The 22,946-nt window shown below is 71.8% G+C and carries 24 protein-coding genes and 3 pseudogenes; 25 read left to right on the top strand and 2 right to left on the bottom strand.

Annotated elements, in window-relative coordinates; all coding sequences use genetic code 11:
* Nucleotides 1–71 precede the first annotated feature (71 nt).
* Nucleotides 72–410 carry an endonuclease domain-containing protein gene (locus AC1RNC_RS09870; RefSeq protein ID WP_492885796.1) on the bottom strand — a complete coding sequence of 113 codons (339 nt, stop codon included), beginning with the start codon at nucleotides 408–410 and terminating at the stop codon, nucleotides 72–74.
* On the opposite strand from AC1RNC_RS09870, the pseudogene AC1RNC_RS09865 reads away from it, so the two are divergent.
* The 11 genes and pseudogenes from AC1RNC_RS09865 to AC1RNC_RS09815 all read left to right on the top strand — a co-directional run bounded on the left by AC1RNC_RS09865 (nucleotide 379) and on the right by AC1RNC_RS09815 (nucleotide 6,120).
* Nucleotides 379–1,730, top strand: a pseudogene (locus AC1RNC_RS09865) (phage portal protein). The gene AC1RNC_RS09870 and the pseudogene AC1RNC_RS09865 overlap by 32 nt on opposite strands.
* Nucleotides 1,727–1,987 (top strand): hypothetical protein, encoded by a 261-nt coding sequence (locus AC1RNC_RS09860; RefSeq protein WP_492839764.1) that lies wholly within the window; start codon nucleotides 1,727–1,729, stop codon nucleotides 1,985–1,987. Before AC1RNC_RS09865 ends, AC1RNC_RS09860 begins: the two are co-directional and overlap by 4 nt.
* An 8-nt stretch (nucleotides 1,988–1,995) precedes the next feature.
* Complete coding sequence (locus tag AC1RNC_RS09855) at nucleotides 1,996–2,400, top strand: HK97 family phage prohead protease (RefSeq protein WP_492886558.1); 405 nt, start codon at nucleotides 1,996–1,998, stop codon at nucleotides 2,398–2,400.
* A gap of 141 nt (nucleotides 2,401–2,541) precedes the next feature.
* On the top strand, nucleotides 2,542–3,765 hold the full coding sequence (locus AC1RNC_RS09850; RefSeq protein ID WP_125155722.1) for a phage major capsid protein: 1,224 nt from the start codon (nucleotides 2,542–2,544) through the stop codon (nucleotides 3,763–3,765).
* Nucleotides 3,766–3,807: 42 nt separating this feature from the next.
* Nucleotides 3,808–3,888: pseudogene (locus AC1RNC_RS09845) on the top strand (NlpC/P60 family protein); the annotation flags it as partial.
* 17 nt (nucleotides 3,889–3,905) lie between these two features.
* Nucleotides 3,906–4,187, top strand: coding sequence for a head-tail connector protein (locus tag AC1RNC_RS09840; RefSeq protein ID WP_492885794.1), 282 nt, complete (start codon nucleotides 3,906–3,908; stop codon nucleotides 4,185–4,187).
* Nucleotides 4,184–4,576, top strand: a complete 393-nt coding sequence (locus AC1RNC_RS09835; RefSeq protein WP_492839761.1) for a DUF3168 domain-containing protein — start codon at nucleotides 4,184–4,186, stop codon at nucleotides 4,574–4,576. The genes AC1RNC_RS09840 and AC1RNC_RS09835 overlap by 4 nt, the downstream gene beginning before the upstream one ends.
* Nucleotides 4,577–4,591: 15 nt before the next feature.
* Complete coding sequence (locus AC1RNC_RS09830) at nucleotides 4,592–5,002, top strand: phage major tail protein, TP901-1 family (protein WP_492839760.1); 411 nt, start codon at nucleotides 4,592–4,594, stop codon at nucleotides 5,000–5,002.
* A 157-nt stretch (nucleotides 5,003–5,159) separates the two neighbouring features.
* Nucleotides 5,160–5,444: a GTA-gp10 family protein gene (locus AC1RNC_RS09825; RefSeq protein ID WP_492886556.1), complete on the top strand. Its 285-nt coding sequence runs from the start codon at nucleotides 5,160–5,162 to the stop codon at nucleotides 5,442–5,444.
* The gene (locus AC1RNC_RS09820) at nucleotides 5,441–5,617 is read left to right on the top strand and encodes a phage tail assembly chaperone (RefSeq protein WP_125155727.1); all 177 of its coding nucleotides are present in this window, start codon (nucleotides 5,441–5,443) and stop codon (nucleotides 5,615–5,617) included. Before AC1RNC_RS09825 ends, AC1RNC_RS09820 begins: the two co-directional genes overlap by 4 nt.
* Complete coding sequence (locus tag AC1RNC_RS09815) at nucleotides 5,614–6,120, top strand: phage tail tape measure protein (protein ID WP_492885792.1); 507 nt, start codon at nucleotides 5,614–5,616, stop codon at nucleotides 6,118–6,120. Before AC1RNC_RS09820 ends, AC1RNC_RS09815 begins: the two co-directional genes overlap by 4 nt.
* Here AC1RNC_RS09815 and AC1RNC_RS09810 read toward each other — a convergent pair.
* A complete protein-coding gene (locus tag AC1RNC_RS09810) occupies nucleotides 6,117–6,581 on the bottom strand; it encodes a DUF805 domain-containing protein (protein ID WP_492885790.1) in 465 nt (154 codons plus the stop codon). The genes AC1RNC_RS09815 and AC1RNC_RS09810 overlap by 4 nt on opposite strands.
* Nucleotides 6,582–6,733: 152 nt before the next feature.
* Here AC1RNC_RS09810 and AC1RNC_RS09805 point away from each other — a divergent pair, with 152 nt between their 5' ends.
* The 14 genes and pseudogenes from AC1RNC_RS09805 to AC1RNC_RS09740 all read left to right on the top strand — a co-directional run bounded on the left by AC1RNC_RS09805 (nucleotide 6,734) and on the right by AC1RNC_RS09740 (nucleotide 22,942).
* Complete coding sequence (locus AC1RNC_RS09805; RefSeq protein WP_492885788.1) at nucleotides 6,734–7,345, top strand: phage distal tail protein, Rcc01695 family; 612 nt, start codon at nucleotides 6,734–6,736, stop codon at nucleotides 7,343–7,345.
* Nucleotides 7,345–7,971 carry a phage/gene transfer agent baseplate hub protein gene (locus AC1RNC_RS09800; RefSeq protein ID WP_492885786.1) on the top strand — a complete coding sequence of 209 codons (627 nt, stop codon included), beginning with the start codon at nucleotides 7,345–7,347 and terminating at the stop codon, nucleotides 7,969–7,971. The genes AC1RNC_RS09805 and AC1RNC_RS09800 overlap by 1 nt, the downstream gene beginning before the upstream one ends.
* A gap of 101 nt (nucleotides 7,972–8,072) precedes the next feature.
* Nucleotides 8,073–8,522, top strand: a complete 450-nt coding sequence (locus AC1RNC_RS09795; protein WP_492885785.1) for an NlpC/P60 family protein — start codon at nucleotides 8,073–8,075, stop codon at nucleotides 8,520–8,522.
* Between the two features lie 10 nt (nucleotides 8,523–8,532).
* On the top strand, nucleotides 8,533–12,219 hold the full coding sequence (locus AC1RNC_RS09790; RefSeq protein ID WP_492885783.1) for a baseplate multidomain protein megatron: 3,687 nt from the start codon (nucleotides 8,533–8,535) through the stop codon (nucleotides 12,217–12,219).
* A 104-nt stretch (nucleotides 12,220–12,323) separates the two neighbouring features.
* Nucleotides 12,324–13,265 carry a DnaJ C-terminal domain-containing protein gene (locus AC1RNC_RS09785; RefSeq protein WP_492885781.1) on the top strand — a complete coding sequence of 314 codons (942 nt, stop codon included), beginning with the start codon at nucleotides 12,324–12,326 and terminating at the stop codon, nucleotides 13,263–13,265.
* 206 nt (nucleotides 13,266–13,471) lie between these two features.
* Nucleotides 13,472–14,542: a sensor histidine kinase gene (locus AC1RNC_RS09780; RefSeq protein ID WP_492885779.1), complete on the top strand. Its 1,071-nt coding sequence runs from the start codon at nucleotides 13,472–13,474 to the stop codon at nucleotides 14,540–14,542.
* 158 nt (nucleotides 14,543–14,700) lie between these two features.
* Entirely contained in the window at nucleotides 14,701–15,027 is a 327-nt protein-coding gene (locus tag AC1RNC_RS09775) for a PepSY domain-containing protein (RefSeq protein ID WP_492839750.1), read from the top strand.
* A 10-nt stretch (nucleotides 15,028–15,037) separates the two neighbouring features.
* Nucleotides 15,038–15,712 carry a response regulator transcription factor gene (locus AC1RNC_RS09770; protein WP_492839749.1) on the top strand — a complete coding sequence of 225 codons (675 nt, stop codon included), beginning with the start codon at nucleotides 15,038–15,040 and terminating at the stop codon, nucleotides 15,710–15,712.
* 121 nt (nucleotides 15,713–15,833) lie between these two features.
* A complete protein-coding gene (locus AC1RNC_RS09765; RefSeq protein WP_492885776.1) occupies nucleotides 15,834–17,213 on the top strand; it encodes an ATP-binding protein in 1,380 nt (459 codons plus the stop codon).
* Nucleotides 17,214–17,413: 200 nt separating this feature from the next.
* The gene (locus AC1RNC_RS09760) at nucleotides 17,414–18,745 is read left to right on the top strand and encodes a hypothetical protein (RefSeq protein ID WP_492885774.1); all 1,332 of its coding nucleotides are present in this window, start codon (nucleotides 17,414–17,416) and stop codon (nucleotides 18,743–18,745) included.
* Nucleotides 18,746–18,820: 75 nt separating this feature from the next.
* The gene (ccmI, locus tag AC1RNC_RS09755; protein WP_492885772.1) at nucleotides 18,821–19,927 is read left to right on the top strand and encodes a c-type cytochrome biogenesis protein CcmI; all 1,107 of its coding nucleotides are present in this window, start codon (nucleotides 18,821–18,823) and stop codon (nucleotides 19,925–19,927) included.
* Nucleotides 19,924–20,400, top strand: a pseudogene (gene ccmE, locus AC1RNC_RS09750) (cytochrome c maturation protein CcmE); the annotation flags it as partial. The gene ccmI and the pseudogene ccmE, both read left to right, overlap by 4 nt.
* A gap of 110 nt (nucleotides 20,401–20,510) precedes the next feature.
* Nucleotides 20,511–22,493, top strand: a complete 1,983-nt coding sequence (locus tag AC1RNC_RS09745) for a heme lyase CcmF/NrfE family subunit (RefSeq protein WP_492885770.1) — start codon at nucleotides 20,511–20,513, stop codon at nucleotides 22,491–22,493.
* Nucleotides 22,490–22,942 carry a cytochrome c-type biogenesis protein gene (locus tag AC1RNC_RS09740; protein WP_492885768.1) on the top strand — a complete coding sequence of 151 codons (453 nt, stop codon included), beginning with the start codon at nucleotides 22,490–22,492 and terminating at the stop codon, nucleotides 22,940–22,942. Before AC1RNC_RS09745 ends, AC1RNC_RS09740 begins: the two co-directional genes overlap by 4 nt.
* Nucleotides 22,943–22,946: the final 4 nt, after the last annotated feature.

The raw sequence follows: 22,946 nt of genomic DNA, 5'->3' as shown, positions 1-22,946 counted from the left end.
TGCGGCGTCGAGGGGCGACCTCTCTCCTCCCCCTTTGGGGGAGGGGGACCGCCGAACGGCGGTGGAGGGGGTCAGCGCCGCCCCTCCACGATGAACGCCCTGATCGCGCCGAGCGCGCTGTCCACGGAGTCCATCACCTCGTGCGCCGGAATCCGCAACGTTCTGACGCCCTGAATACGCAGCCATCGATCCCGCGCCACGTCGCGCTCCGGTCGGCTGTCGAGCGTGTGGTCGGAGCCATCCACCTCAACCGCCAGGCGTAGCGACGCGCAGTAGAAATCCAGCACGCAGCGCCCGAAGGGATGCTGCCGGCGGAACTTCAGGCCTTCGAGGCCGCCGCGTCTGAGGGCGGTCCAGAGCCGGGCTTCCGGTGGCGACATCTGTCGCCGAAGGCGGCGGGCTTGGGTCACGGCTTCGGGCCTCGTTTGCTCCATTCTCCGGGCCTCCCGTGCTGTCCCCCTCCACCGGCGTTCGCCGGTCCCCCTCCCCCAAAGGGGGAGGAGAGGTTGTCCTGGCCGCCGAGCGCCACCCTACATTGTTCTCTATTTGTTCTCAACCTTTCGGGAGCGTCCATGGCCCTCTTCAAACCCCGCCCGCCTCGCGAGACCAAGGACTCCCGCGCCGCGCGCCTGATCGCCCTCACCACGGGCGGGCGGCCGCAGTGGACGCCGCGCGACTATGGCGCGCTCGCCAGCGAGGGGTTCGCCAAGAACCCTGTCGCCTATCGCTGCGTGCGTCTGATCGCCGAAGCCGCCGCGTCGACGCCGCTGGCGGTGTTCGCGGGCGGTCAGCGGGCCGACGATCATCCGCTCAAGCGCCTGCTGGACCGGCCCAATCCCGAGCAGGGCGGGCCCGACCTGATGGAGGCGTTCTTCGGGAGCCTGCAGGTGGCCGGCAACGCCTATCTGGAAGCGGCTGGCGAGGGGCCGCCCACCGAGCTCTACGCCCTGCGTCCCGACCGGATGACCCTGGTCCCCGGACCGCGCGGCTGGCCGCTGGCCTATGACTACCAGGCCGCCGGGCGCACGGTCCGCATCGCCCGCGACGCCGACGGCTGGCTGCCGGTGCTGCACCTGAAGCTGTTCAACCCGACCAACGACCACTACGGCTTCTCGCCGCTGGAGGCTGCGGCCTTCGCGATCGACGTCCACAACGCCTCCAGCGCCTGGAACAAGGCGCTGCTGGACAATTCCGCCCGGCCCTCGGGGGCGCTGGTCTATTCGTCCAAGGACGCCGGCGATCGCCTGTCCGACGAGCAGTTCGACCGGCTGAAGACCGAGTTGGCCGCCGCCCATTCCGGCCAGGCCAACGCCGGGCGGCCGCTGCTGCTGGAAGGCGGCCTCGACTGGCGGGCCATGTCACTGACCCCGGCCGAGATGGACTTCACCGAGGGCAAGCACGCCGCCGCCCGCGAGATCGCCCTGGCCTTCGGCGTCCCGCCCCAGCTCCTGGGCATCCCCGGCGACAACACCTACGCCAACTATCGCGAGGCCAACGCCGCCTTCTGGCGCGGGACGGTGGTTCCGCTGGCCGAGCGGGCGGCGCGGGCCCTGACCGGCTGGCTGGCCGGCAAGTTCCCCGGCGCCAGGATCGCGCCCGACCTCGACGCCGTGCCGGCCCTGTCGGCCGAGCGCGACGCCCTGTGGAGCCGGCTGCAGGCGGCCAGCTTCCTGACCGACGCCGAGCGCCGGCGGCTTGCTGGTCTAGGATTGGCGGGGCCGGAGCATTGAGCCCCGCCGAAGAAAACCCCATTGGCCGCTGGCGGCTGGACCGCCAGGTCTCGGCCGCCGTCCTGGTCGCCGTGGCGCTGCAGGCCGCCGCGGCCCTGCTGTGGGCCGGCAAGGCCTCGGCGCGGATCGACGACATGCAGCGGCGGCTGGAGGCCCAGGCCCCGGTCGCCGAACGCCTGGCCCGGCTGGAGGAACAGGCGACCGCGACCCGCCAGAGCCTCGCCCGCATCGAAGCCCGGCTGGAGCGCGCTCCATGATCAAGAACCTGGACACTGAGCTGAAGATCGAAGGCTACGCCTCGCTGTTCTGGACCCGCGACCTCAATGACGACGTCACCGCCGCCGGGGCCTTCGCCGAGAGCCTGGCCGCCGGCGCGCCCGTGGCGATGCTGCACCAGCATGACGACGCCGAGCCGGTCGGGGTCTGGGATGAGGTCGTGGAGGACGCCAGGGGCCTCTTCGTGCGCGGGCGCATCCTGAGGACCACGCCGCGCGGCCGCCTGGTCGCCGCCCTGGTCGAGGCCGGGGCCCTGGATGGCCTCTCCATCGGCTTCCGGCAGGTCAAGGCCCGCACCCAGGGCCGCCTGCGCGTGCTGTCCCGCGTCGAGCTGTGGGAGGTGTCGATCGTGACCTTCCCGATGCTGCCCCAGGCGCGGCTGACGATCCGCTGAGGCCCTCCTCCCCCTCTGGGGGAGGTGGCCCAGAGGGCCGGAGGGGGCAACTCGGCCTAGGCCGGCGACGCCCCCTCAGTCGGCTTCGCCGACAGCTCCCCCAGCGGGGGAGCAGATTCTTTATCAACCCCGGAGATCCCCATGAAGGAAACCAAACACGCGGCCTCGCCCGAGGCCCGCGCGGCGCTGGCTGACGTGCTCTCGGCGTTCGAGAGCTTCAAGGCCGCCAACGACCAGCGGCTGGCGGCGATCGAGACCAAGCGGGCCGATGTCCTGCTGGAGGAGAAGGTCGGCCGCATCGACGACGCGGTCGCTCGCGCCCAGGACCGTCTCGACCGGCTGATGGCCGACCTGCGTAGGCCGACGCTGGCGGGCGAAACCCCGGTCGCCACGGTCGACGAACGCAAGGCCGCCTTCGACCGCTACGTGAAGACCGGCGAAACGCCCGCCGCCCTGCTGGAGGCCAAGGGGCTGTCGGAAGGGACCGCCACGGCCGGCGGCTATGTCGCCCCGCCGGAGCTGGAGCGGCTGATCCTGCGTCGCCTGGCCGCGACCTCGCCGATGCGCGAGATCTGCCAGGTCCGCACCATCGGCGCCGGGACGTTCCGCAAACCGGTCTCGCCCACGGGCCTGGCCGCCGCCTGGGTGGCGGAGACCGCCGCGCGACCCGAGACGACCGCGCCCACGCTGGATGTCATCGACTTCCCGGCGGGCGAGCTCTACGCCAGCCCGGCCGCCACCCAGGCCCTGCTGGACGACGCCTATGTCAGCATCGACGAGTGGCTGGCCGAGGAGGTGCAGGACGCCTTCGCCGCCCAGGAGACCACGGCCTTCGTGACCGGCGACGGGGTCAACAAGCCCAAGGGCCTCTTGGCCTACACGGCCGCGCCGGAAGCTTCGTACGCCTGGGGGCAGGTCGGCTATCTGGCCACCGGCGTCGCCGGCGCCTGGCCGGCCAGCAACCCGACCGACAAGCTGATCGACCTGATCTACGCGGCCAAGACCCAGTACCGCCAGAACGGCCGCTTCGTGATGAACCGCCGCACGGTCAGCGCCGTGCGCAAGTTCAAGGACGCGCAGGGCAACTACATCTGGAACGCGGCCCTGCAGCCGGGACAGTCGGCGAGCCTGCTGGGTTTCCCGGTCACCGAGATCGAGGCCATGCCCGACGTCGGCGCCAACGCCATGGCCCTGGCGTTCGGCGACTTCGAGAAGGGCTATCTGATCGTCGACCGCGCCGGCGTGCGGGTGCTGCGCGACCCGTACTCGGCCAAGCCGCACGTGCTGTTCTACACCACCAAGCGCGTCGGCGGCGGCGTGCAGAACTTCGACGCCGTGAAGCTGCTGAAGTTCGCGGCGTCGTAACCCAATCCTCCCCCTGACGGGGGAGGTGTCCGCGTAGCGGACGGAGGGGGAAGTGCTGGAAGGCCCGCCTCTTCCCCCTCCGTCGTCCCTCCGGGCCGACACCTCCCCCGCTGGGGGGAGGATTTTCAGGAAATCCCCCCATGCCCCAATCCCTCACCCTGGCCGAGGCCAGGGCGTTTCTGCGCGTGCCCGACGCGTCGGAGGACGCCGTCCTCACCCTGCTGATCGACGCCGCCGAGGCCCATGTCGCGGCCGCCGCGGGCGTCGTCCTGACCCCGGCCAGCCCCGCGCCGCTGCGGCTGTCGGTGCTGACCCTGGTCGCCCACGCCTACGAGCATCGTGCGTCCCCGGGCGACGCCGGCCAGCCGTCGCTGGCCCTCGCCCAGCCCTGGCTGACCCCTTACCGAAAGGCCCGGCTGTGAGCGACAAGCCCCTGATCGACGCCGTCGTCGCCAGCCTGAAGGCCGCGCCCGCCGTCACCGCCGTGGCCGGCCAGCGGATCCACGCCAGCCCGCCGCGCCTGCCGACCTATCCGTGCGTCGTCGTCACCCGCGCCGAGGGGCGTCCGGTCGGCGAGAACGACGCGATCGAGCACCTGCTGACCCTGACCTGCGCCAGCCGCTTCGGCGGGCCGGAAGAGGCGCGGGCCCTGGTCGCGGCCGTGCGCCTGGCGCTGCACGACGCCCGGCCGACGCTGAGCGGCCGGCGGCTGGTCAATCTGCGCGTCCCCTATGCCGACGTCTTCGCCGGCGCCGACCGCGAAACCACCCTCGGAATCGTCCGCGTGCGGGCGGTGACCGAGCTTCTTTAAGACAAGGAGACGATCATGGCCGCCCAAGCCGGCAAGGACATCCTGCTGAAGATCAGCGACGGGGCGTCCAGCTTCGTCACCGTCGCGGGCCTGCGCGCGCGGACCATCAGCCTCAACGCCAAGACCATCGACGCGACGGACAGCGACAGCGCTGGCCGCTGGCGGGAGCTGCTGGCCGGGGCCGGCGTGCGCTCGGTGGCCGTCTCGGGCTCGGGCGTGTTCCGCGACGCCGCCTCCGACGCCCAGGTGCGGACGAGCTTCTTCGACCAGTCGGCGCGCGTGTGGCGCCTGGTGGTGCCGGACTTCGGCCAGCTGGAGGGGCCGTTCATCGTCGCGGCCCTGGAATACGCAGGCGAGCACGACGGCGAGGCGGCGTTCGCGCTCAGCCTGGCCAGCGCGGGCGCGGTGACGTTCACGGCGATCTGACTCGGCACAGGCCCCCACCTGACCTGCTGGCGCAGGTCTGTCCGCCCCCAAGCGGGGCGGAGAGCAGCGGCGCCGCTCCTGTTCTCTCCTCCCCCTCTTGGGGGAGGGGGACCGCCGAACGGCGGTGGAGGGGGACAGCACAGGAAGAAAAATGGAAATGCTTCCCCCCAACACCGCCCGCGGCGAGGTCGTGGTCACCCTGGCCGGCGCGCCGCGACGCCTGTGCCTGACGCTCGGCGCGCTGGCCCGCATCGAGGCGGCGCTCGGTCTCTCCGACTGGTCGCAGCTGCCGGACCGCATCGCCACGCTGAGCGCGGGCGACCTGACCGCCGTGCTGGCGGCGCTGCTGGACGGCGGCGGCGAGCCCGCCGAGGTCGCCGCCCGGGCCACGGTCCCGGAAGCCGCCAGCGCCCTGGCCGCCGCCCTGGCCGCGTCCGCGTGAGCTGGGCGGAGCCGTTGCGGCTGGCCGTCAGGCTGGGCGTCGCGCCCGAGGCGTTCTGGCGGCTGTCGCTGGTCGAGTGGCGGGCGCTGACGGAAGCGCCGGCCTCGCCGGTCCTGACCCGTTCGGGCCTCACCGACCTGATCGCCCGCTATCCCGACGAGGAGATCCCATGAGCTTCGAATCCGATGGCCTGTCCGCCGTCCCCGCCCGCGCCGCCGAGGCCGCCGCGTCGCTGGAGGCCCTGAAGGCGCCGGCTGAACGCGCGGCCCGCTCGATCGACGAGTCCTTCGCGCGGGCAGGAACCTCCCTGGCCCGTTCGCTGGCCCGAGCCGCCTCCGATGGTCAGGTGTCCCTGGCGGAACTGGCCCGCGCCGTGTTGGGCGCGGCCGGGGCGGCGTTGAAAGGCGGAGGTCTCGGCGAGGCGCTGACCAAGACCTTCTCGGGAGCGCGCGCCGACGGCGGGCCGGTCCTGCCCGGCGGAAGCTATCTGGTCGGGGAGCGTGGGCCGGAGGTGTTCCGTCCGGCCTCCGCCGGCAGCATCGAACCGGCCGGCGGCGGCGGAATCTCGGTGACGGTCAATGTCCAGGGCGGGGAGGCGTCGGGGCTGATCCGCTCCGACGCCCAGATCGCCCAGGCCTTGGCCCGGGCGGTTAGTCTGGGGGCGAGGCGGCTTTAGATCGCCACCGCCGCGGCGTTGGTCGGGGCCGGGCCGTACTGGTTCTCGCGCGGCTGGCCGCTGCTGCAGCCGACCCACAGGGTGAAGGCCAGCCACACCGCGAAGGCGATGAAGCACGAGATGAAGAAGCCGCCCAGGGCCGTCAGGGCCGACAGTTCCGGCTCGCCGTTGGTGATCGCCGCGATGGCCGGCAGGACGCCGATCGACAGGGCCGAACCCATGATCAGCACCGGGCCGAACACCCAGGGCAGGACCTGCCACCAGCCGGTCTGACCCATGTCGTGCAGGCGCTTGGTGTGGATGCAGACGCTGGAATAGATCGTGCCCAGCGCGATGATATGGCCCACCAGCGGCAGCCAGCCCACGGCGACGTTCACGCCCAGCAGGACGAGCCAGCCGATCCAGAACGACTGCCGGCCGATGCGGCCCTCAGGCGACAGGAACAGGGTCTTCCAATCCATTTCGGTCTCCAATCTCGACCCCATACGTAGGGCTCGACGACCCGTCCTTGAAGTGAAAACCGGGTCATGACGCAGACTTAATGGCGTTGGCCCGCCAATAGCTCCGCTTGGCGCCGATTTTCCGCAAACCTTTTCACGATTGAGGGATCGCCATGAGCGAGTTCCACGAGGCGCGCCTGCCCGCGCGCCTGGCGTTCGGTTGCACCGGCGGGATCGAGCGGCGCACCGAGGTCGTCGCCCTGGCGTCCGGCTTCGAGCGCCGGACCAGTCCGTGGGCGCGGGGCCGCCGCCGCTACCTGATCGCCACCGCCGCCCGGCCGCTGGACGAGATCGCCGAGCTGACCGCCTTCTTCGAGGCGCGGGGCGGGCGGCTGGCGGGCTTCCGCTTCCGCGATCCGGCCGACTTCAAGTCGTGCGCGCCCTCGGCCCAGCCCGGCGCGAGCGACCAGCCGATCGGCGTCGGCGACGGAACGCGCAAGGCGTTCCAGCTGACCAAGGCCTACGGGACGGTCGCGCGGACGATCGCCAAGCCGGTGGCCGGGACGGTGAAGATCGCCGTGGCGGGCGTGGCCGCGCCCTTCACCGTCGACACGACGACAGGCCTGGTGACCCTGGCCACGGCTCCGACCGTCGGGGCGGCGGTGACGGCCGGTTTCGAGTTCGACACGCCGGTGCGCTTCGATCTCGACCGGCTGGACGTGACCCTGGAGGGGTTCGCCGCCGGCCGGGTCACCGCCTGCGCCCTGGTCGAGGTGCGGGTCTGATGCGCGCCCTGCCCGAGGGCCTGGACGAGGCCCGCCTGTGCCGCGCCTGGATCGTGATCCGTCGCGACGGCGTGAGGCTGGGCTTCACCGATCACGACCGCGACCTGGTGGTCGACGGCGTTCCCTGCCGGGCCAGCGGCGGCTGGAGCCCCGGGGCGCGCGACGCGGCCGCCGGCTACGCGCCGGGGCAGGGCGCGGCGTTGGGCGTGCTGGACGACGCGGGGATCACCGAGGCCGACCTGGCGGCGGGGCTCTATGACGGCGCGCGGGTCGCCGAACTGCGCGTCGACTGGAGCGCGCCCTACCGCGTCGTGCGCCTGTGGACGGCGACGATCAGCGCGGTCAGCCGCGAGGGCGAGGCGTTCAAGGCGACCCTGGCCGGACCGCTGGCCGAGCTGGACCGGGTGGCGGGGCGGACCTTCACGCGGCTCTGCGACGCCCGGTTGGGCGATGCGCGCTGCGGGATCGCCGCGCCGGCGGGCGCGACCTGCGACAAGCGCTGGACGACGTGCGTGGGGACGTTCGCCAACGGCGTCAATTTCCGAGGTTTCCCGACGGCGCCGGGCGAGGACTTCCTGACGCTCTACCCGGTCGAGGGCGAGCGGAACGACGGGGGGAGGCGGTGAGTCAGCACTTCCCCCCACCTGACCTGCTGCGCAGGTCTGTCCGCCCCCAGGAGGGTGGCGGAGAGAGAATCACCGCCTCGGATTGTTCTCTCCTCCCCCGCTTGGGGGAGGGGGACAGCCGAACGGCGGTGGAGGGGGCTAGCTCCATCCTCGATCAAGCCCGCCTCTGGCTCGGCACCCCCTACCGCCATCAAGCCTCCACGCTCGGCGCGGGCTGCGACTGTCTCGGCCTGGTCCGCGGCGTCTGGCGCGCCCTGCACGGGGCCGAGCCCGAACCGCCGCCGCCCTACCGCCCCGACTGGGCCGAGACCGGCGGCCGCGAGCTGCTGCTCGAGGCCTTCGCCCGCTGGCTCATCCCCATCGACGCCCCGCAGCCCGGCGACGTCCTGGTCTTCCGCATGGCCCCCGGCGCGGTCGCCAAGCACTGCGCGATCCAGTCCGGTCCCGACCGCATGATCCACGCCTATTGGGGCCGGGCCTGCGTCGAGAGCGTCCTGGGCCGCTGGTGGCGCGAGCGCCTGGCGGCGGCGTTCAGATTTCCCGCAAACTGAAGGAGGCCGCATGGCCCAAGTCATCCTCTCCAGCGTCGGCGCGGCGATCGGCGGGCCGATCGGGGCCGTGGCCGGCGCGGCGCTGGGCGCGATGGTCGACCAGGCGGCGATCAGCGCTCTGAGCCCCACGCGTCAGGTCGGGCCGCGCATCCCCGAGCTGCGCCTGACCGGCGCGGCCGAGGGCGCGGCGCTGCCGTGCGTGTTCGGCCGCGCCCGCGTCGGCGGGCAGGTGATCTGGGCCGCCCGCTTCCGCGAGAAGCGGGTCGAGGGTCGGGTCGGCGGCTCCAAGGGGGAGAAGACCGCCAGCTACGCCTATAGCCTGTCCTTCGCCGTCGCCGTGGCCGAGGGGCCGATCGACGGCCTGGGCCGCGTCTGGGCCGACGGCAAGGTCATGGACATGACCGGCGTGACCATGCGCCTGCATCGCGGGACCGAGGACCAGGCCCCCGACCCGCTGATCGCCGCCATCGAGAGCGACGCTCCGGCCTATCGCGGCGTCGCCTATGTCGTGTTCGAGGACCTGGCTCTGGACGCCTTCGGCAATCGCCCGCCGCAGCTGTCGTTCGAGGTGTTCCGCCGGCCGCGCGCCCCCGGGACCCTTGGCCTGGAGGAGCGGCTGAAGGGCGTGTGCCTGATCCCCGGGGCGGGCGAGTTCGTCTACGCCACGCAGGCGGTTCTCCGCCGCGAGGGCCTGACCCGCACGGCCTCCGAGAGCGTCCACAACGCCGAGGGGCGGCCGGATCTGGTGGTGGCGCTGGACCAACTTCAGGCCCAGCTGCCCGCCGTCGATCACGTGACCCTGGTCGTGGCCTGGTTCGGGACCGACCTGAACTGCGGCCAGTGCGAGATCCGTCCCGGCGTCGAGCAGGCGGCCAAGGACACCCTGCCGATCTCCTGGAGCGTGGCGGGAGTCGACCGCTCGGGCGCGCACCTGATCTCGCTGAAGGACGGCGCCCCGGCCTATGGCGGCACGCCGGCTGATGCGGTGGTGCTGCAGGCCATCGGCGAGCTGAAGCGGCGCGGCCTGAAGGTGACGCTCTATCCGTTCATCCTGATGGACACGCCGACCTATCCCTGGCGGGGCCGGATTAGCTGCTCGGCGGGCGCGGACGGAACGGCGGCGGCGACCAGCCAGGTGAACGCCTTCTTCGATGGTGAGTGGGGCTTCCGGCGGATGGTGCTGCACCAGGCTTCGCTGGCCGCGCAAGCCGGCGGCGTCGACGGCTTCGTCCTCGGCTCGGAGCTGCGCGGCCTGACCACGGTGCGCGGCGCGGGCGGGACCTATCCGGCGGTCACGAAACTGAAGAGCCTGGCCGCCGAGGTCCGCGCCGTGGTCGGTCCAGCGACCAAGCTGGGCTACGCGGCCGACTGGAGCGAGTATTTCGGCCACCAGCCAGGTGGGGGTCACGCGGTGTTCCACCTCGATCCGTTGTGGGCCGATCCGAACATCGATTTCGTCGGCGTCGACTGGTATCCGCCGGTCACCGACTGGCGCGAGGGCGAGGCCCATCTCGACGCGGACGCCGGCTTTCTGGGCTTGCGCGACCCGGTCTATCTGCGGGCCGGCCTGACCGGGGGCGAGAGCTTCGACTGGTACTACGCCAGCCCGGCCGATCGCGACGCCCAGGTCCGCGCGCCGATCACCGACGGCGCCCATGGCGAGCCGTGGATCTGGCGGGCCAAGGACCTCAAGTCGTGGTGGAGCAACCCGCACCACGACCGGCCGGGCGGCGTGCGCTCGGCCACGCCCACGGCCTGGGTCCCGATGTCCAAGCCGATCCGCCTGACCGAGTTCGGCTGTCCGGCCGTCGACAAGGGCGCCAACGCCCCGAACCTGTTCGTCGATCCCAAGAGCGCCGAGAGCGGCCTGCCGCCGTACTCGACCGGCGAGCGCGACGACTTTGGCCAGCGGCGCTATCTGGAGACGGTGCTGGCCTGGCTGGAGGAGCCGGCCGCCAATCCCGTCTCGCCGCTCTATGGCGGGCCGATGATCGAGAGCGCCAGCGCCTGGTGCTGGGACGCGCGGCCGTTCCCCGACTTCCCGGCGCGCGCCGACGTCTGGAGCGACGGCGACAACTGGACCCTGGGCCACTGGCTGACCGGCCGGGCGGGAATCGCGCCGCTGCCGGAGCTGATCGAGGCCCTGGGCGCGCGGGCCGGCGTGGCGATCGATCCGGGCGAGGCGGGCGGGAGCGTCGGCGGCTATGTCGTCGACCGGCCGATGCGCCTGCGCGACGCGCTGACGCCCCTGACCGAGGCCTTCGCCCTGGATCCGGTCGAGCGTGGCGATCACGTGAAGATGCTGGCTCGCGCGGGCCGCGCCGTCGGGGTGCTGGCCGAGGACGACCTGGCTCTGCCCGACGACGCGCCGCGCGAGACGCGGACCCGCGCGCTCGACCCCGCCGCCGAGGCCCTGCGCCTGCGGTTCCTGGACGCCGCCCGCGACTACCAGGTCGGGGCGCTGGTCGTCCGCCGCGAGGCGGGGCGGGGAACCCGCGACGCCGACGCCCCGATCGTGCTGGCGGCCTCCGAAGCCGAGGCCGTCGCCCACCGGATGCTGGCCGCCGACGCGGCGGCGCGGCGTTCGCGGATCGTGCATCTGTCGCCCTCGGCGGCTCTGCGGCTAGAGGCGGGCGACCGCCTGAGCCTGGACGGCGCGACTTGGCGTATTCAGCGGCTGGATCTCGACGAGCGGCCGCGCGCCACCCTGGTTCCGACCGTGGCCGAGATCGGGGTGGGCGGCGGCGTCGACTGGACGCCGGCCCCGCCGCGCGATCCGCCGTCGCCGCCGGTGCTCCACGTGCTGGACCTGCCGGCCGACGGTGCTCTGACCGACGATCCGAGGCCGCTGGTCGCCGCCGCGAGCGAGCCGTGGCGGCCGCTGGAGGTCCATGCCGGCGCCGGGGTCGAGACCTTGAAGCTCCGCGCCCGCATCGCCAGCCCGGCGACCCTGGGCGAGACGCTGTCCGACCTGCCGCCGGCCTCGCCGCATCGCCTCGACCGCGCGGGCCGCCTGACCGTGCGGCTGGAAGGTCGGAGCCTGGCCTCCGCGTCGCTGGCCGCCGTGCTGGCCGGCGACAACGCCCTGGCCGTGCGCGCGCCGTCCGGCGACTGGGAGGTGATCGCCTTCCAGGCCGCCGAGCTGGTCGCGCCGGACGTCTGGCGGCTCTCGGGCCTGCTGCGCGGCCAGCGCGACGGCGCGGCGAGCGAGGTCGTGATCCCTACGGGCGCCCCGGCCGTGCTGCTGGACGCGGCGGTGGTCCGGCTGGACGTCGCCGCCTTCGAGCGCGGGACGCCGCTGATCGTTCGCGCCGCGCCGGCGGGCGGCCCGCCCTCGGGGCCGGCGATGACGGAAGTGTCGACGACATGGGGCGGCCGCGCCCTGCGTCCGCTGGCGCCGGCGCACCTGCGCAAGCGCTGGGGCGGCGGTGACCTGCAACTGGCCTGGATCCGCCGCGCCCGGCTCGGCGGCGACGTCTGGGAGGGCGAAGTCCCGTTGAGCGAGGGCGCCGAGCGCTATCGGGTGCGGGTGCTGGACGGCGCGGTCGTGCTGCGCGAGGCCGAGGTTCTGGCGCCGGCCTTCATCTACACCGCCGCCATGCGGACGGCCGACGGGCCCTCGGCGGACGGGCGGATCGAGGTCGCCCAAGGCTCGTCGCTTTACGGCTGGGGCGTCCCGGTGACGACACTTATGTGATAAATTAGCCACATGGGGCCTTGCGCGGCGCGCTGGACGTTCTAGATGGAGGGCGGTAACCCAACCTCCCCGTTTCTTGGGCCCCCTTCTGCAGAGGACACTCCTTGGCGCGCGACCCCTATCAGGAACTCGGCGTTTCCCGCACCGCGACCGCGGACGAGATCCGCAAGGCGTTCCGCAAGCTCGCCAAGGCCCACCATCCGGACGCCAATCCGGGGGACAAGAAGGCGGAAGAGAAGTTCAAGACGGTCAGCGCCGCCTTCGACATCATCGGCGACGCCGAGAAGCGCAAGAAGTTCGACCTGGGCCAGATCGACGCCGACGGTCGCGAAACCGCGCGCGGCTTCGGCGGCCAGCCTGGCAACGGCCCCTTCAACGCCGGCGGCTTCGGTCGCGGCGGGTTCCACCGTGACGAGGGACCGGAGATCGATCTCTCGGACCTGTTCGGCGGCATGTTCGGCCAAGGCGGCGCCCAGGCCGGCGGACGCGGCCCGTTCGGCGGCGGGGCCGGCGGAGGCTTCTCGTCCAAGGGCGCGGACATCAAGGCGCGCCTCGACATCGACCTGGAAGACGCCATCAAGGGCGGCAAGAAGCGCGTGGCCTTCTCGGACGGCCGCACGATCGACGTCACCATCCCGACCGGCGCCCAGGAAGGCCAGACCCTGCGTCTGAAGGGCCAGGGCAGCCTCGGCCGCGGCGGCCAGGGCGACGCGCTGATCGAGCTCTCGATCAAGCCGCACCCGATCTATCGCCGCGAGGGCGACGCCCTGGTCATGGACCTGCCGATCTCGATCCCCGACGCGGTGCTGGGCGGCAAGGTCGAGGCCCCGACCCCGGACGGCAATGTGATGCTGAACGTGCCCAAGGGCAGCAACAGCGGCCAGACGCTTCGCCTGAAGGGCCGCGGCATGCCCGACGCCAAGGGCAAGCGCGGCGACCTGCTGGCCAAGCTGGTGGTGACCCTGCCGGAGACGGTCGATCAGGACCTGGAGAAGTTCGCGGAGGCCTGGCGGGATCAGAAGCCCTACACGCCGAAACGCAAGTAGCCTGGCCTCTGACGACCCGACGGCGGATCGCCCTTGCGGCGCCCGTCGGTCGAGTTCCTGTTGAATCGGGCGAAGCTTCTCGCGATCCGTGTTAGAGTGACGCCATTGATCGGCGGCCTCCCCGTTCCTGGCCGCCTGACCTCACGGACACTCTGCCCGGGTATGGCTCTCGTTTCGAGAGCCTCCGGTTCTCAGAACGGCCAACCATGGTTGCCGCCACCCCGCTCCATCCCGACGCCACGCTGAACCTCGCCCTGGCGCTCGTGGGCTCTTCCAGCGCGCCATTGTTGCTGTTGGACGGGGATCTCTCGGTGATCGCGGCCAGCCTGTCGTTCTGCGAGGCCTTCGAGATCGATCCTTCGAGCGTGGTCGGTCGCCCGCTGTTCGCGCTTGGCGGCGGTGCGTGGGATGTGCCGCAGCTGCGCGTCCTGCTCGGCGCCACGGCGCGGGGCGACGCCGACATCCAGGCCTACGAGATGGACTTCAAGAGCGTCGGCCGGGGAACGCGGCGCCTGGTCCTGAACGTCAAGAAACTCGACTATGGGGACAGCGACCACGTCCGGCTGGTCGTGGCGGTGCTCGACCTCACGGACGCGCGGGCGGCCGAAAAGCTGCGGGACGCCCTGTTGCACGAAAAGGACGGGCTGCTGCGCGAGAAAGGCGTCCTCCTGCAGGAGGTCCAGCATCGCGTCGCCAACAGCCTTCAGATCATCGCCAGCGTGCTGCTGCAAAGCGCCCGCAAGGTGCAGTCGGAGGAAACCCGCGTCCATCTGCAGGACGCCCACAACCGGGTGATGTCCATCGCCTCGGTGCAGCAGCAATTGGCGGTCTCGAGGCTCGGCGACGTCGCGCTTCGCCCCTATCTCGAACAGCTCTGCCAAAGCCTGGGCGCGTCGATGATCCGCGACCGCGACCAGCTCTCGATCGAGGTGGACGCCGATGACAGCGCGACCAGCGCCGCCATCTCGGTGAGTCTGGGCCTGATCGTCACCGAACTGGTGATCAACGCGCTCAAGCACGCCTTTCCGGGGCATCGCGAGGGCAAGATCGTGGTCGCCTATCGCAGCGCGCCGTCGAGCTGGTCTCTGACGGTCAGCGACAACGGCGTCGGCATGCCCAAGGACGCCGAGAGCGCCAAGGCGGGCCTCGGCACGAGCATCATCCAGGCGCTGGCGGCGCAGTTGCAGGCCGAGTTGAAAGTCTCCGACGTCGGCCCGGGGACGAAGGTCGCGGTCGTTCACACCCGCTCTTCCGACATCGACGCCGCCGCCGCGTGACCGAGAGAGCCGGCCGCCTGTTCGCGACGTGACCGTTCGCGCCGGAACCTGGCCGTCCTGTTCGTTCCGGGCGTGTCCGGTCGTGACAGAACGTCGCGGCCCGTTCATAACCCGGACGTTCAGTCTCCATTCAGCCGCGATCCCTTAGACCGGAGAGCATGAAAACGATCCGCGCCATCATCGTCGCCGCCGCGCTGGCCGCCGCCCTACCGGGCGCGGCGTGGGCGCAGCGTCATGACCGAGGTCCCGACTCGCTGGGCGCCGACTGGCGCGCGCAGTCGGACCAGGCCCGGGGCGGCGTGCAGTCGGGTCAGCTGGTGCCGCTGTCGCGGGTGATCGACATGATCGGCCGCCGCGTGCCCGGCCGTGTGCTGGACGCCGGCCTGGAAGGCTCGAACTATCGCGTGCGCTGGGCCGCCGCCGACGGCCGCCGCATCGACTTCATCGTCGACGCGCGGACCGGGCAGATCATCAGCGGCGGCTAAGGAGTCTTCCATGCGTATCCTGCTCGTCGAGGACGATCCCGACCTGTCGCGTCAGCTGAAGCTGACCCTGGGCGACGCCGGCTATGCCGTCGACCACGCCCCGGACGGCGAGGAAGCCCAGTTCCTGGGCGAGACCGAGCCCTATGACGCGGTGATCCTCGACCTGGGCCTGCCCAAGGTGGACGGCGTGTCGGTGCTGGAGCGCTGGCGCCGCGGCAATGTCGCGACGCCGGTGCTGATCCTGACCGCGCGCGGCGCCTGGAGCGACAAGGTCGCCGGCTTCGACGCCGGGGCCGACGACTACCTGGCCAAGCCGTTCCATACCGAGGAACTGCTGGCCCGCCTGCGCGCCCTGCTGCGCCGCTCGGCCGGCCATGCCGCGCCCTCGCTCTCCTGCGGAGCGTTGCGCCTGGACCCCCGCGCCGCGCGCGCCAGCGTCAACGGCGAGCCGCTGCGCCTGACCTCGCTGGAATACCGCCTGCTGCACTACATGATGATGCACCAGGGCCGGGTGATCGGCCGCACCGAGCTGGTCGAGCACCTGTACGACCAGGACTTCGACCGCGACAGCAACACCATCGAAGTGTTCATCGGCCGTCTGCGCAAGAAGCTGGGCGCCGACCGGATCGAGACCGTCCGCGGCCTGGGCTATCGCCTGACGCCGCTGGAAGGCGAGACGGCGTGACAGCCCGCGGGTCCGCCCTCGTCCTTCGACAAGCTCAGGATGAGGGCTACTGCTGCGCTGTATTTGAAATCCCCGTCCTGAGCCTGTCGAAGGACGAGGATTTCAGCTTCCAGAGCGCCTGATGCTGGACCTGCGCCGCCGTTCGCTGGTCCGCCGCCTGGTCCTGATCGCCGGGATCTGGACCTTGCTGGTCGTGCTGATCGCCGGGGTGTTCCTGACGGCTCAGTTCCGTAGCGCCGCCATCCGGCGCTTCGACCAGTCCCTGGCCGTTCTGACCGACGACCTCTATGCCGGCTCGACGGTGGAGGACGGGCAGCTACGCGCGCCGTTCCTGACCGACATCCGCGCCACGCGCGCCTATTCCGGCCGCTACTGGGTGATCCTGGACAAGCGGCCCGACGGATCGATGGGGCCGGTCGCGCGCTCTCGCTCGCTGTTCGACAGCGACCTGATGCTGTCGTCCAAGCAGATCGACCGGCTGGACGCCGCCCCGGGCCAGACCCAGTACTTCAACATGCGCGGCCCGCAGGACAAGCCGCTGCGCGCCGCCGCCATCCTGGCCCGCCTGCCGGGCTATGCCGACCCGGTGGTGTTCCTGGCCGCCGAGGACCGCACGCCGATCGACGCCGACGCCGACCGCTTCGCCGGCGTCACGGCCATCGCCCTGGCGATCCTGGCCGGCGGCCTGGTGCTGGCGACGGTAGTGCAGGTGCGTTTCGGCCTCACGCCGCTGTTCCGCCTGCGCCGCGAGGTGGCGGCCGTGCGCCGGGGCAAGGCCGAGCGGGTCGACGGGGTCTATCCGGAGGAGCTGGAGCCGCTGGCCGTCGAGCTGAACGCCCTGCTGGCCCACAACCAGGAGGTCGTCGAGCGCCAGCGCACCCACGTCGGCAACCTGGCCCACGCCCTGAAGACGCCGCTGTCGGTGATGCTGACCGAGGCCTCCCAGCAGCCGGGCCAGCTGGCCGAGGTGGTCGAGCGCCAGGCTCAGACCATGCGCGAGCAGGTCGACCACCATCTGCGCCGGGCCCGGGCCGCCGCCCGCTCGCAGACCTCGGGCGAGCGCACGCCGGTCGAGCCGATCCTGGACGAGCTGGCCGTGACCCTGGAACGGATCTTCCAGGACAAGGGTGTCGAGATCGACTGGCGCTGCCCCGAGGACCTCTGCTTCCAGGGCGAGAAGCAGGACTTCATGGAACTGGCCGGCAACGTGATGGAAAACGCCGGCAAGTGGTGCAAGGGCCGGATCCGCGCCGAGGCCGCGCCATCGGGCGAGGCGCGGATGCTGCTGACCGTCGACGACGACGGTCCCGGCCTGCCGCCCGAGGAGCGCGCCCAGGCCCTGAAGCGAGGGCAGCGGCTCGACGAAAACGCGCCCGGATCGGGCTTGGGCCTGTCGATCGTCGATGAATTGACCCGCGCCTATGGCGGATCGGTGCGGCTTGGTGAATCGCCGATGGGCGGATTGCGCGTGACCCTGGATCTGCCGCGGGCTCAAGCCTAACTTCGGCTTGCGTTCAATTGTTACGGGGCGGGCCTGCCATGCACGTGATGCCCGTGGCCTAAACTTCTGGTGGATAAAGGCTTTCAAACCGGGACACGCGGTCGCGGCCCGGGTGAATTTTTCACGATTTCGGAAATCCTTAACCTCGTTCCGAACATGGTTGACGCCTGTCGGAATCGGTTGCGCCGACACGGGGGACCATGGCCGCCATCGCCGCGCACAAATTGCAGATCATCCGGACGCTGGTGGAAACCGCTCCGGACGCGGCGCTGCGCAGCCTGGAGCTGGCCCTGTCGAGCGCCGGCGCGACGGGCTCCCTGGCCGCCGTGCGCGGCCTGGTCGAGGACGAGACCGCCCACCGCTTCGTCCGCAACAACATCCTGGGCCCCATCGTGCCGCTGTGCGCCACGCGCCGCGAGGGTCAGGTTCAGTTCCCTTCGGCGGTGCTGCCGCGCCTGTGGCGGGCCCTGAGGGCCGTGGCCCCGTCGCGAGTCGAAGAGGCCGCCGCCAAGTGCAATCCGTGGGATCTCGAACAGGGCGTGCCCGACGTGTTCGACGAACTCTGCAAGACCGCCGCCGCTGGCCTGCGCGATCCCGAGAACGCCGCCTTCGACAGCGTGCGCTCGATCTGCGACCCCGAGCAGCTGGCCATGTGCCTGCAGCTGTCGGCCATCACCCGCTCGTGCTTGCCCAAGCTGTCGGAATGGGTCAGCCGCATGTCGGACGAGCGCGCCGCCGCCGCGCGCCTGGCCTATCGCGACGCCTGCCGGATCAGTGATGACGCCGGTCCCCTGATGCTGGACATCCTGTCGGCGCACCTGCCGGACGACTGGCGCATCCTGCGGGTGATCTCGGCGGTCATGGACCGGCCCAGCGATCGCTACCTGGCCTCGTCGGAGGTCAAGGCGTTCGGCGAGCGCGTGCTGGCCGAGATCGACGCCGCCATCGTTCAGGTCGAGACCTTCAACTTCTCTGACGGCGAGCGGGCGGGCCGCGCGGCCGCCCAGGCCGCCCACAGGGTCCAGCTGCAGATCGCCGAGTTCCAGCAGTCGGTCGACGTCGCCAAGGACGGCCCGTGGGGCAAGCGTCTGGCCCGGCACAAGCAGGCGATGGCCAAGGCGTGCGAGCAGCGCATGGACCAGGCCGACAAGACGCTGGAAGCGGCCCTGCCGCTGCGGTCGCTGTCGATGATGTCCAAGAAGGGCAGCAAGGGCGCGGCCAAGCTGACCGACGAACCGGACGAGGCGATGATCCGCCGCGCCCAGTCGGCGCTGGCCTTCATCGCCGAACTGCGCGCGTGCGCCGACAAGGCCGGCTACGGCAGCTCGCGCAACAAGGTCCTGGAAAAGCTGAACAGCCGCCTCGATCCCTATATCGAGGACGTCCTGCACGTCGCCCGCACGGGCGACGGCGGCGACGCGGGGCTGGCCGTGAAGTACCTGGACGTCGCCGCCGGCTTCGTCGCCTACACCCGCGACGATAAGACCGCCGAGATCGTGCGACGCCGCGCCGCGGCGGCGATCGCGGCCTGACAAACCTGGTCTTTCGGCCGCCCTTACGCACTTTTCCTACTAACGGCGGACGCGGGAACACGCTACCACGCGGCCATGATCGCTTTCTGGATCGCCGCGGCGGGGCTGTCGGCCGCGACGGCGGGGCTGGTGCTGCGCGGCGCGGCGCGCGCCCGGCCCGTCGACGACGCCCAGGCCAGGCTTGAACCGCATCGCCGCCGTCTGGCCGAGGTCGAGCGCCTGGCCATAGACGGCCTGCTGGCCGAATCCGAACTCAAGGCCGCCCGCGCCGAGGCGGGACGCGGCCTGCTGGCCGCCGCCGACCAGGCCGAGACCTGGGCGCGCGACGGCGCTGGTCCCCGCAAGGCGGTGGTGATCGCCGTCGGCGCGGCCTGCGTCGCCGCCGTCGGCCTCTATGTGACCGTGGGCAAGCCGGAAATGGCCGACCAGCCCTACGCCAAGCGCGTGGCCGAGTGGAAGGCCGCCGATCCGGCCACGCTGGAACCCGCCAAGATCGCCGCCGTGCTGGAAGGCGTCGCCGCCGAGCGGCCGAGCGATCCCGAGCCGCTGGTGTTCCTGGCCAAGGCCCGCGCCGCGGCCGGCGACCTGCCCGGCGCCGAGGCCGCCCTGCGCAGGGCTGTCCGCCTGGCGCCCAAGCGCGGCGATCTCTGGAGTCTTCTGGGCGAGACCTTCGTCATGGAAGCCAGGGGCCAGGTCGGGGCCGACGCCAAGCTGGCCTTCGGCGAGGCGCTGAAGGTCGCCCCGAACGACATCCGCGCCCGCTATTACCTCGGCCGTGGCAAGGTCGCCGACGGCGACGTGGCCGGCGGTCTCGCCGACTGGCGCGCCCTGGTGGCCAGCCTGCCGGCCAACGACCCGGGCCGCACGGCGCTGGGCCGGGAAATCGCCCAGGTCGAGGCCCAGGGCCGCCTGCCCAGCGACCAGCCGGCCGCCGACGCCAATCCGCAGGTCCAGGGCATGATCGTCGGCATGGTCGAGGGCCTGGCCGCGCGTCTGGCCCAATCGCCCGACGATCCGGACGGCTGGGTCCGCCTGGTCCGCGCCTACGCCGTGCTGGGCGAGAGCGCCAAGCGCGACGCGGCGCTGGTCTCGGCCACGGCCCGCTTCAAGGATCAGCCCAAGGTGCTGTCGGCCCTGCGCCAGGCCGCCGACACGCCCGCTCAGAAGATTACCCAGCCATGAGTTTCTGGCCCAAATCGCGGAAGGCGCGCCGTCGCCTGACCATCTTGCTGGCCATCGCGCCGGTGCTGGCCCTGGCCGTGGGCCTGGCCCTCTACGGCCTGCGCGACAGCATCTCGCTGTTCTACACGCCGGCCCAGGCCAAGGAGGCCCACGTCGCCCCCGGCCGCAAGGTCCAGCTGGGCGGCCTGGTTCAGCACGGCAGCGTGGTCAAGCATCCCGGCGGCGATGTCGATTTCGTGGTGGCCGACCACAAGGCCACGGCGAAGGTGACCTATCACGGCGACCTGCCGGACCTGTTCCGCGAGGGGCAGGGGATCGTCGCCGACGGCGCGTTCAATGAAAGCGGCGTCTTCGTCGCCAAGCAGGTGCTGGCCAAGCACGACGAGCGCTACATGCCGCGCGACGTCGCCAAGGCGCTGAAGAAGCAGGGCGAGTGGCGCGGCGAGGGCGCGGGGGCGCCGAGCTATGGATCCTCCCCCCAAGGGGGAGGCGGTCGCGAAGCGACCGGTGGGGGAAGTTCTGCCGCCCCGGCCACGCCCCCCTCCGACCTTCGGTCGCCTCCCCCACGGGGGGAGGATCGTCGATGATCGTCGAACTGGGCGCCTTCGCCCTGATCCTGTCGCTGATGCTGTCTGTCGCCCAGACCGGACTGTCGGCCGTTGGCGGCGCGCGGCGTTCGCCGGTGCTGGCCGGGGCCGGACGCGGCGCGGCGGTGGCGACCTTCGTGGCCGTGGCCGTGGCCTTCGCGGCCCTGATCCACGCCTTCGTGGTGTCGGACTTCTCGGTGGCCAACGTCGCCGCCAACTCCCACACCGCCAAGCCGCTGCTCTACAAGGTGGCCGGGGCCTGGGGCAGCCACGAGGGCTCGATGCTGCTGTGGTGCCTGGTTCTGACCGGGTACGGCGCGGCCATGGCCTTCTTCGGCGACAGCCTGCCGCCGCGCCTGCGCGCCTACGCCATCGCCATCCAGGGCGCGCTGGGCGTGATGTTCCTGGCCTATACCGTGTTCGCCTCGAATCCTCTGACCCGCCTGGTCGATGTCCCGGTCGAGGGCCGGTCGCTCAATCCGCTGCTGCAGGACTGGGCCTTGGCCGTCCACCCGCCGTTCCTCTACAGCGGCTATGTCGGCTTCTCGGTGGTTTATTCCCTGTCGCTGGCGGCCCTGATCGAGGGCCGGATCGACGCGGCCTGGGCCCGCTGGGTGCGGCCCTGGACCCTGGCCGCCTGGAGCCTGCTGACCATCGGCATCACGCTCGGCGCCTTCTGGGCCTATTACGAACTGGGCTGGGGCGGCTGGTGGTTCTGGGACCCGGTCGAGAACGCCAGCTTCATGCCGTGGCTGATCGGGGCGGCCCTGCTACACTCGGCCATCGTCACCGAAAGGCGCGGGGCGCTGCCGGGCTGGACGGCGTTCCTGGCCCTGGCGGCGTTCACCTTCTCGATGCTGGGCGCCTTCCTGGTGCGCTCGGGCGTGCTGACCAGCGTCCACGCCTTCGCCGTCGACCCGACCCGCGGCGTGCTGCTGCTGATCATGATGGGCGTCGCGGCGGGCGCGGGCTTCCTGCTGTTCGGCCTGCGCGCCGGCAGCCTGAACCCCGGCGGCCAGTTCCGCCCCGTGAGCCGCGAGAGCGCCATCGTGCTCAACAACATCCTGCTGTCGACGGCGACGGCGGTGGTGCTGCTGGGCACCCTGTATCCGCTGATCCGCGAGGCCATGGACGGCGAGGCCGTCTCGGTCGGCGCGCCGTTCTTCAACCTGACCTTCGTGCCGCTGATGGTGCTGGCCTTCGCCGTGCTGCCAGCCGGCCCCCTGCTGGCCTGGAAGCGTGGCGATGCGAAAAGCGTGGCCCGCAAGCTGTGGATCGTGCTGGCCGCCGCCGCCGCGCTGGGCCTTGTCGCCTACGGCGTCGTCCAGCCGCGCAAGGCCCTGGCCAGCGCGGGCCTGGCGCTCGGCTTCTGGCTGCTGGGCGGGGCGCTGCTGGAGATGAGCGAGCGCTTGAAACTGTTCCGCGCGCCCGCCGCCGAGAGCGCCCGTCGCGCCAAGGGGCTGCCGCGCGGCGCCTGGGGCACGACCCTGGCCCACGCCGGTCTCGGGATCTTCGTGCTGGGGGCCTCGTTCGAGACCGCCTGGCGCGTCGAAGCCGCTCAGGCGCTGAGCCTCAACGACAGCCACGCCCTGGGCGCCTACACCCTGACCCTGACCGATGTCGGCACGGTCGAGGGACCGAACTACCTGGCCGAGCGCGGGATCGTGAAGATCGTCGACAAGGCCGGCAACGAGATCTGCCACGCCGAGCCCGAACGCCGCTTCTATCCGACCGGGTCGCAGACCACCTCGGAAGTCGCCATCTGTCCGCGCATGCTGGACGACATCTATGTCGTGCTGGGCGAGCGCCGGGCGGGCGAGGGCGGCAAGCCGGCCTGGCTGGTGCGCGCCTATGTGAACCCGTGGGTGCGGCTGATCTTCCTGGGGCCGCTGATCATGGCCCTGGGCGGCGCCGTGTCGCTGTCCGATCGCCGCGTGCGCCTGGGCGTCGGCCGCCGCGCCGGCGAGGCCGTGTCGTGAGCCGCGTCCGCGCCCTGCTGGTGGCCCTGGCCGCCGTCGCCCTGATGGGCAGCGCCTCGGAACCCACCGAGCGTCTGCCCGATCCGGCGCAGGAGGCCCGCGCCCGCGTCCTCTTCAAGGAAGTGCGCTGCCTGGTCTGTCAGAACGAGTCGATCGACGACTCCGAGGCCCAGCTGGCCGGCGACCTGCGACGAATTGTCCGCGAACAGGTCAAGGCGGGCCGCAGCGATGGCGAGATCCGCGCGTTTCTTGTGCAGCGTTATGGTGAGTTCGTGCTGCTGAAGCCGCGCTTTTCCGCTGGCAATGCAGCGCTTTGGCTGGCGCCGGTCGGTGTTCTGCTGGTGGGCGGCGTCCTGATGGTCGGCCTTCTGCGGCGTCGCCGGACGGTCGAGACAGAGCTTTCGCAGGACGAAGAAGACCGCGTCGCTAAATTGCTGCAAGACGATTGACACG

The organism is Caulobacter sp. GW822-FHT01G02 (genome assembly GCF_058802865.1).
This window is presented reverse-complemented; position numbering and strand designations above follow the sequence as displayed.

Coding starts and splice junctions, on each gene's coding strand:
- AC1RNC_RS09840 (WP_492885794.1), top strand. CDS start 3,906: ATGCCCCAATCCCTCACCCTGGCCGAGGCCAGGGCGTTTCTGCGCGTG.
- AC1RNC_RS09780 (WP_492885779.1), top strand. CDS start 13,472: ATGGTTGCCGCCACCCCGCTCCATCCCGACGCCACGCTGAACCTCGCC.
- AC1RNC_RS09765 (WP_492885776.1), top strand. CDS start 15,834: ATGCTGGACCTGCGCCGCCGTTCGCTGGTCCGCCGCCTGGTCCTGATC.
- AC1RNC_RS09805 (WP_492885788.1), top strand. CDS start 6,734: ATGAGCGAGTTCCACGAGGCGCGCCTGCCCGCGCGCCTGGCGTTCGGT.
- AC1RNC_RS09790 (WP_492885783.1), top strand. CDS start 8,533: ATGGCCCAAGTCATCCTCTCCAGCGTCGGCGCGGCGATCGGCGGGCCG.
- AC1RNC_RS09825 (WP_492886556.1), top strand. CDS start 5,160: ATGCTTCCCCCCAACACCGCCCGCGGCGAGGTCGTGGTCACCCTGGCC.
- AC1RNC_RS09830 (WP_492839760.1), top strand. CDS start 4,592: ATGGCCGCCCAAGCCGGCAAGGACATCCTGCTGAAGATCAGCGACGGG.
- ccmI (WP_492885772.1), top strand. CDS start 18,821: ATGATCGCTTTCTGGATCGCCGCGGCGGGGCTGTCGGCCGCGACGGCG.
- AC1RNC_RS09745 (WP_492885770.1), top strand. CDS start 20,511: ATGATCGTCGAACTGGGCGCCTTCGCCCTGATCCTGTCGCTGATGCTG.
- AC1RNC_RS09775 (WP_492839750.1), top strand. CDS start 14,701: ATGAAAACGATCCGCGCCATCATCGTCGCCGCCGCGCTGGCCGCCGCC.
- AC1RNC_RS09770 (WP_492839749.1), top strand. CDS start 15,038: ATGCGTATCCTGCTCGTCGAGGACGATCCCGACCTGTCGCGTCAGCTG.
- AC1RNC_RS09815 (WP_492885792.1), top strand. CDS start 5,614: ATGAGCTTCGAATCCGATGGCCTGTCCGCCGTCCCCGCCCGCGCCGCC.
- AC1RNC_RS09810 (WP_492885790.1), bottom strand. CDS start 6,581: ATGGATTGGAAGACCCTGTTCCTGTCGCCTGAGGGCCGCATCGGCCGG.
- AC1RNC_RS09760 (WP_492885774.1), top strand. CDS start 17,414: ATGGCCGCCATCGCCGCGCACAAATTGCAGATCATCCGGACGCTGGTG.
- AC1RNC_RS09850 (WP_125155722.1), top strand. CDS start 2,542: ATGAAGGAAACCAAACACGCGGCCTCGCCCGAGGCCCGCGCGGCGCTG.
- AC1RNC_RS09800 (WP_492885786.1), top strand. CDS start 7,345: ATGCGCGCCCTGCCCGAGGGCCTGGACGAGGCCCGCCTGTGCCGCGCC.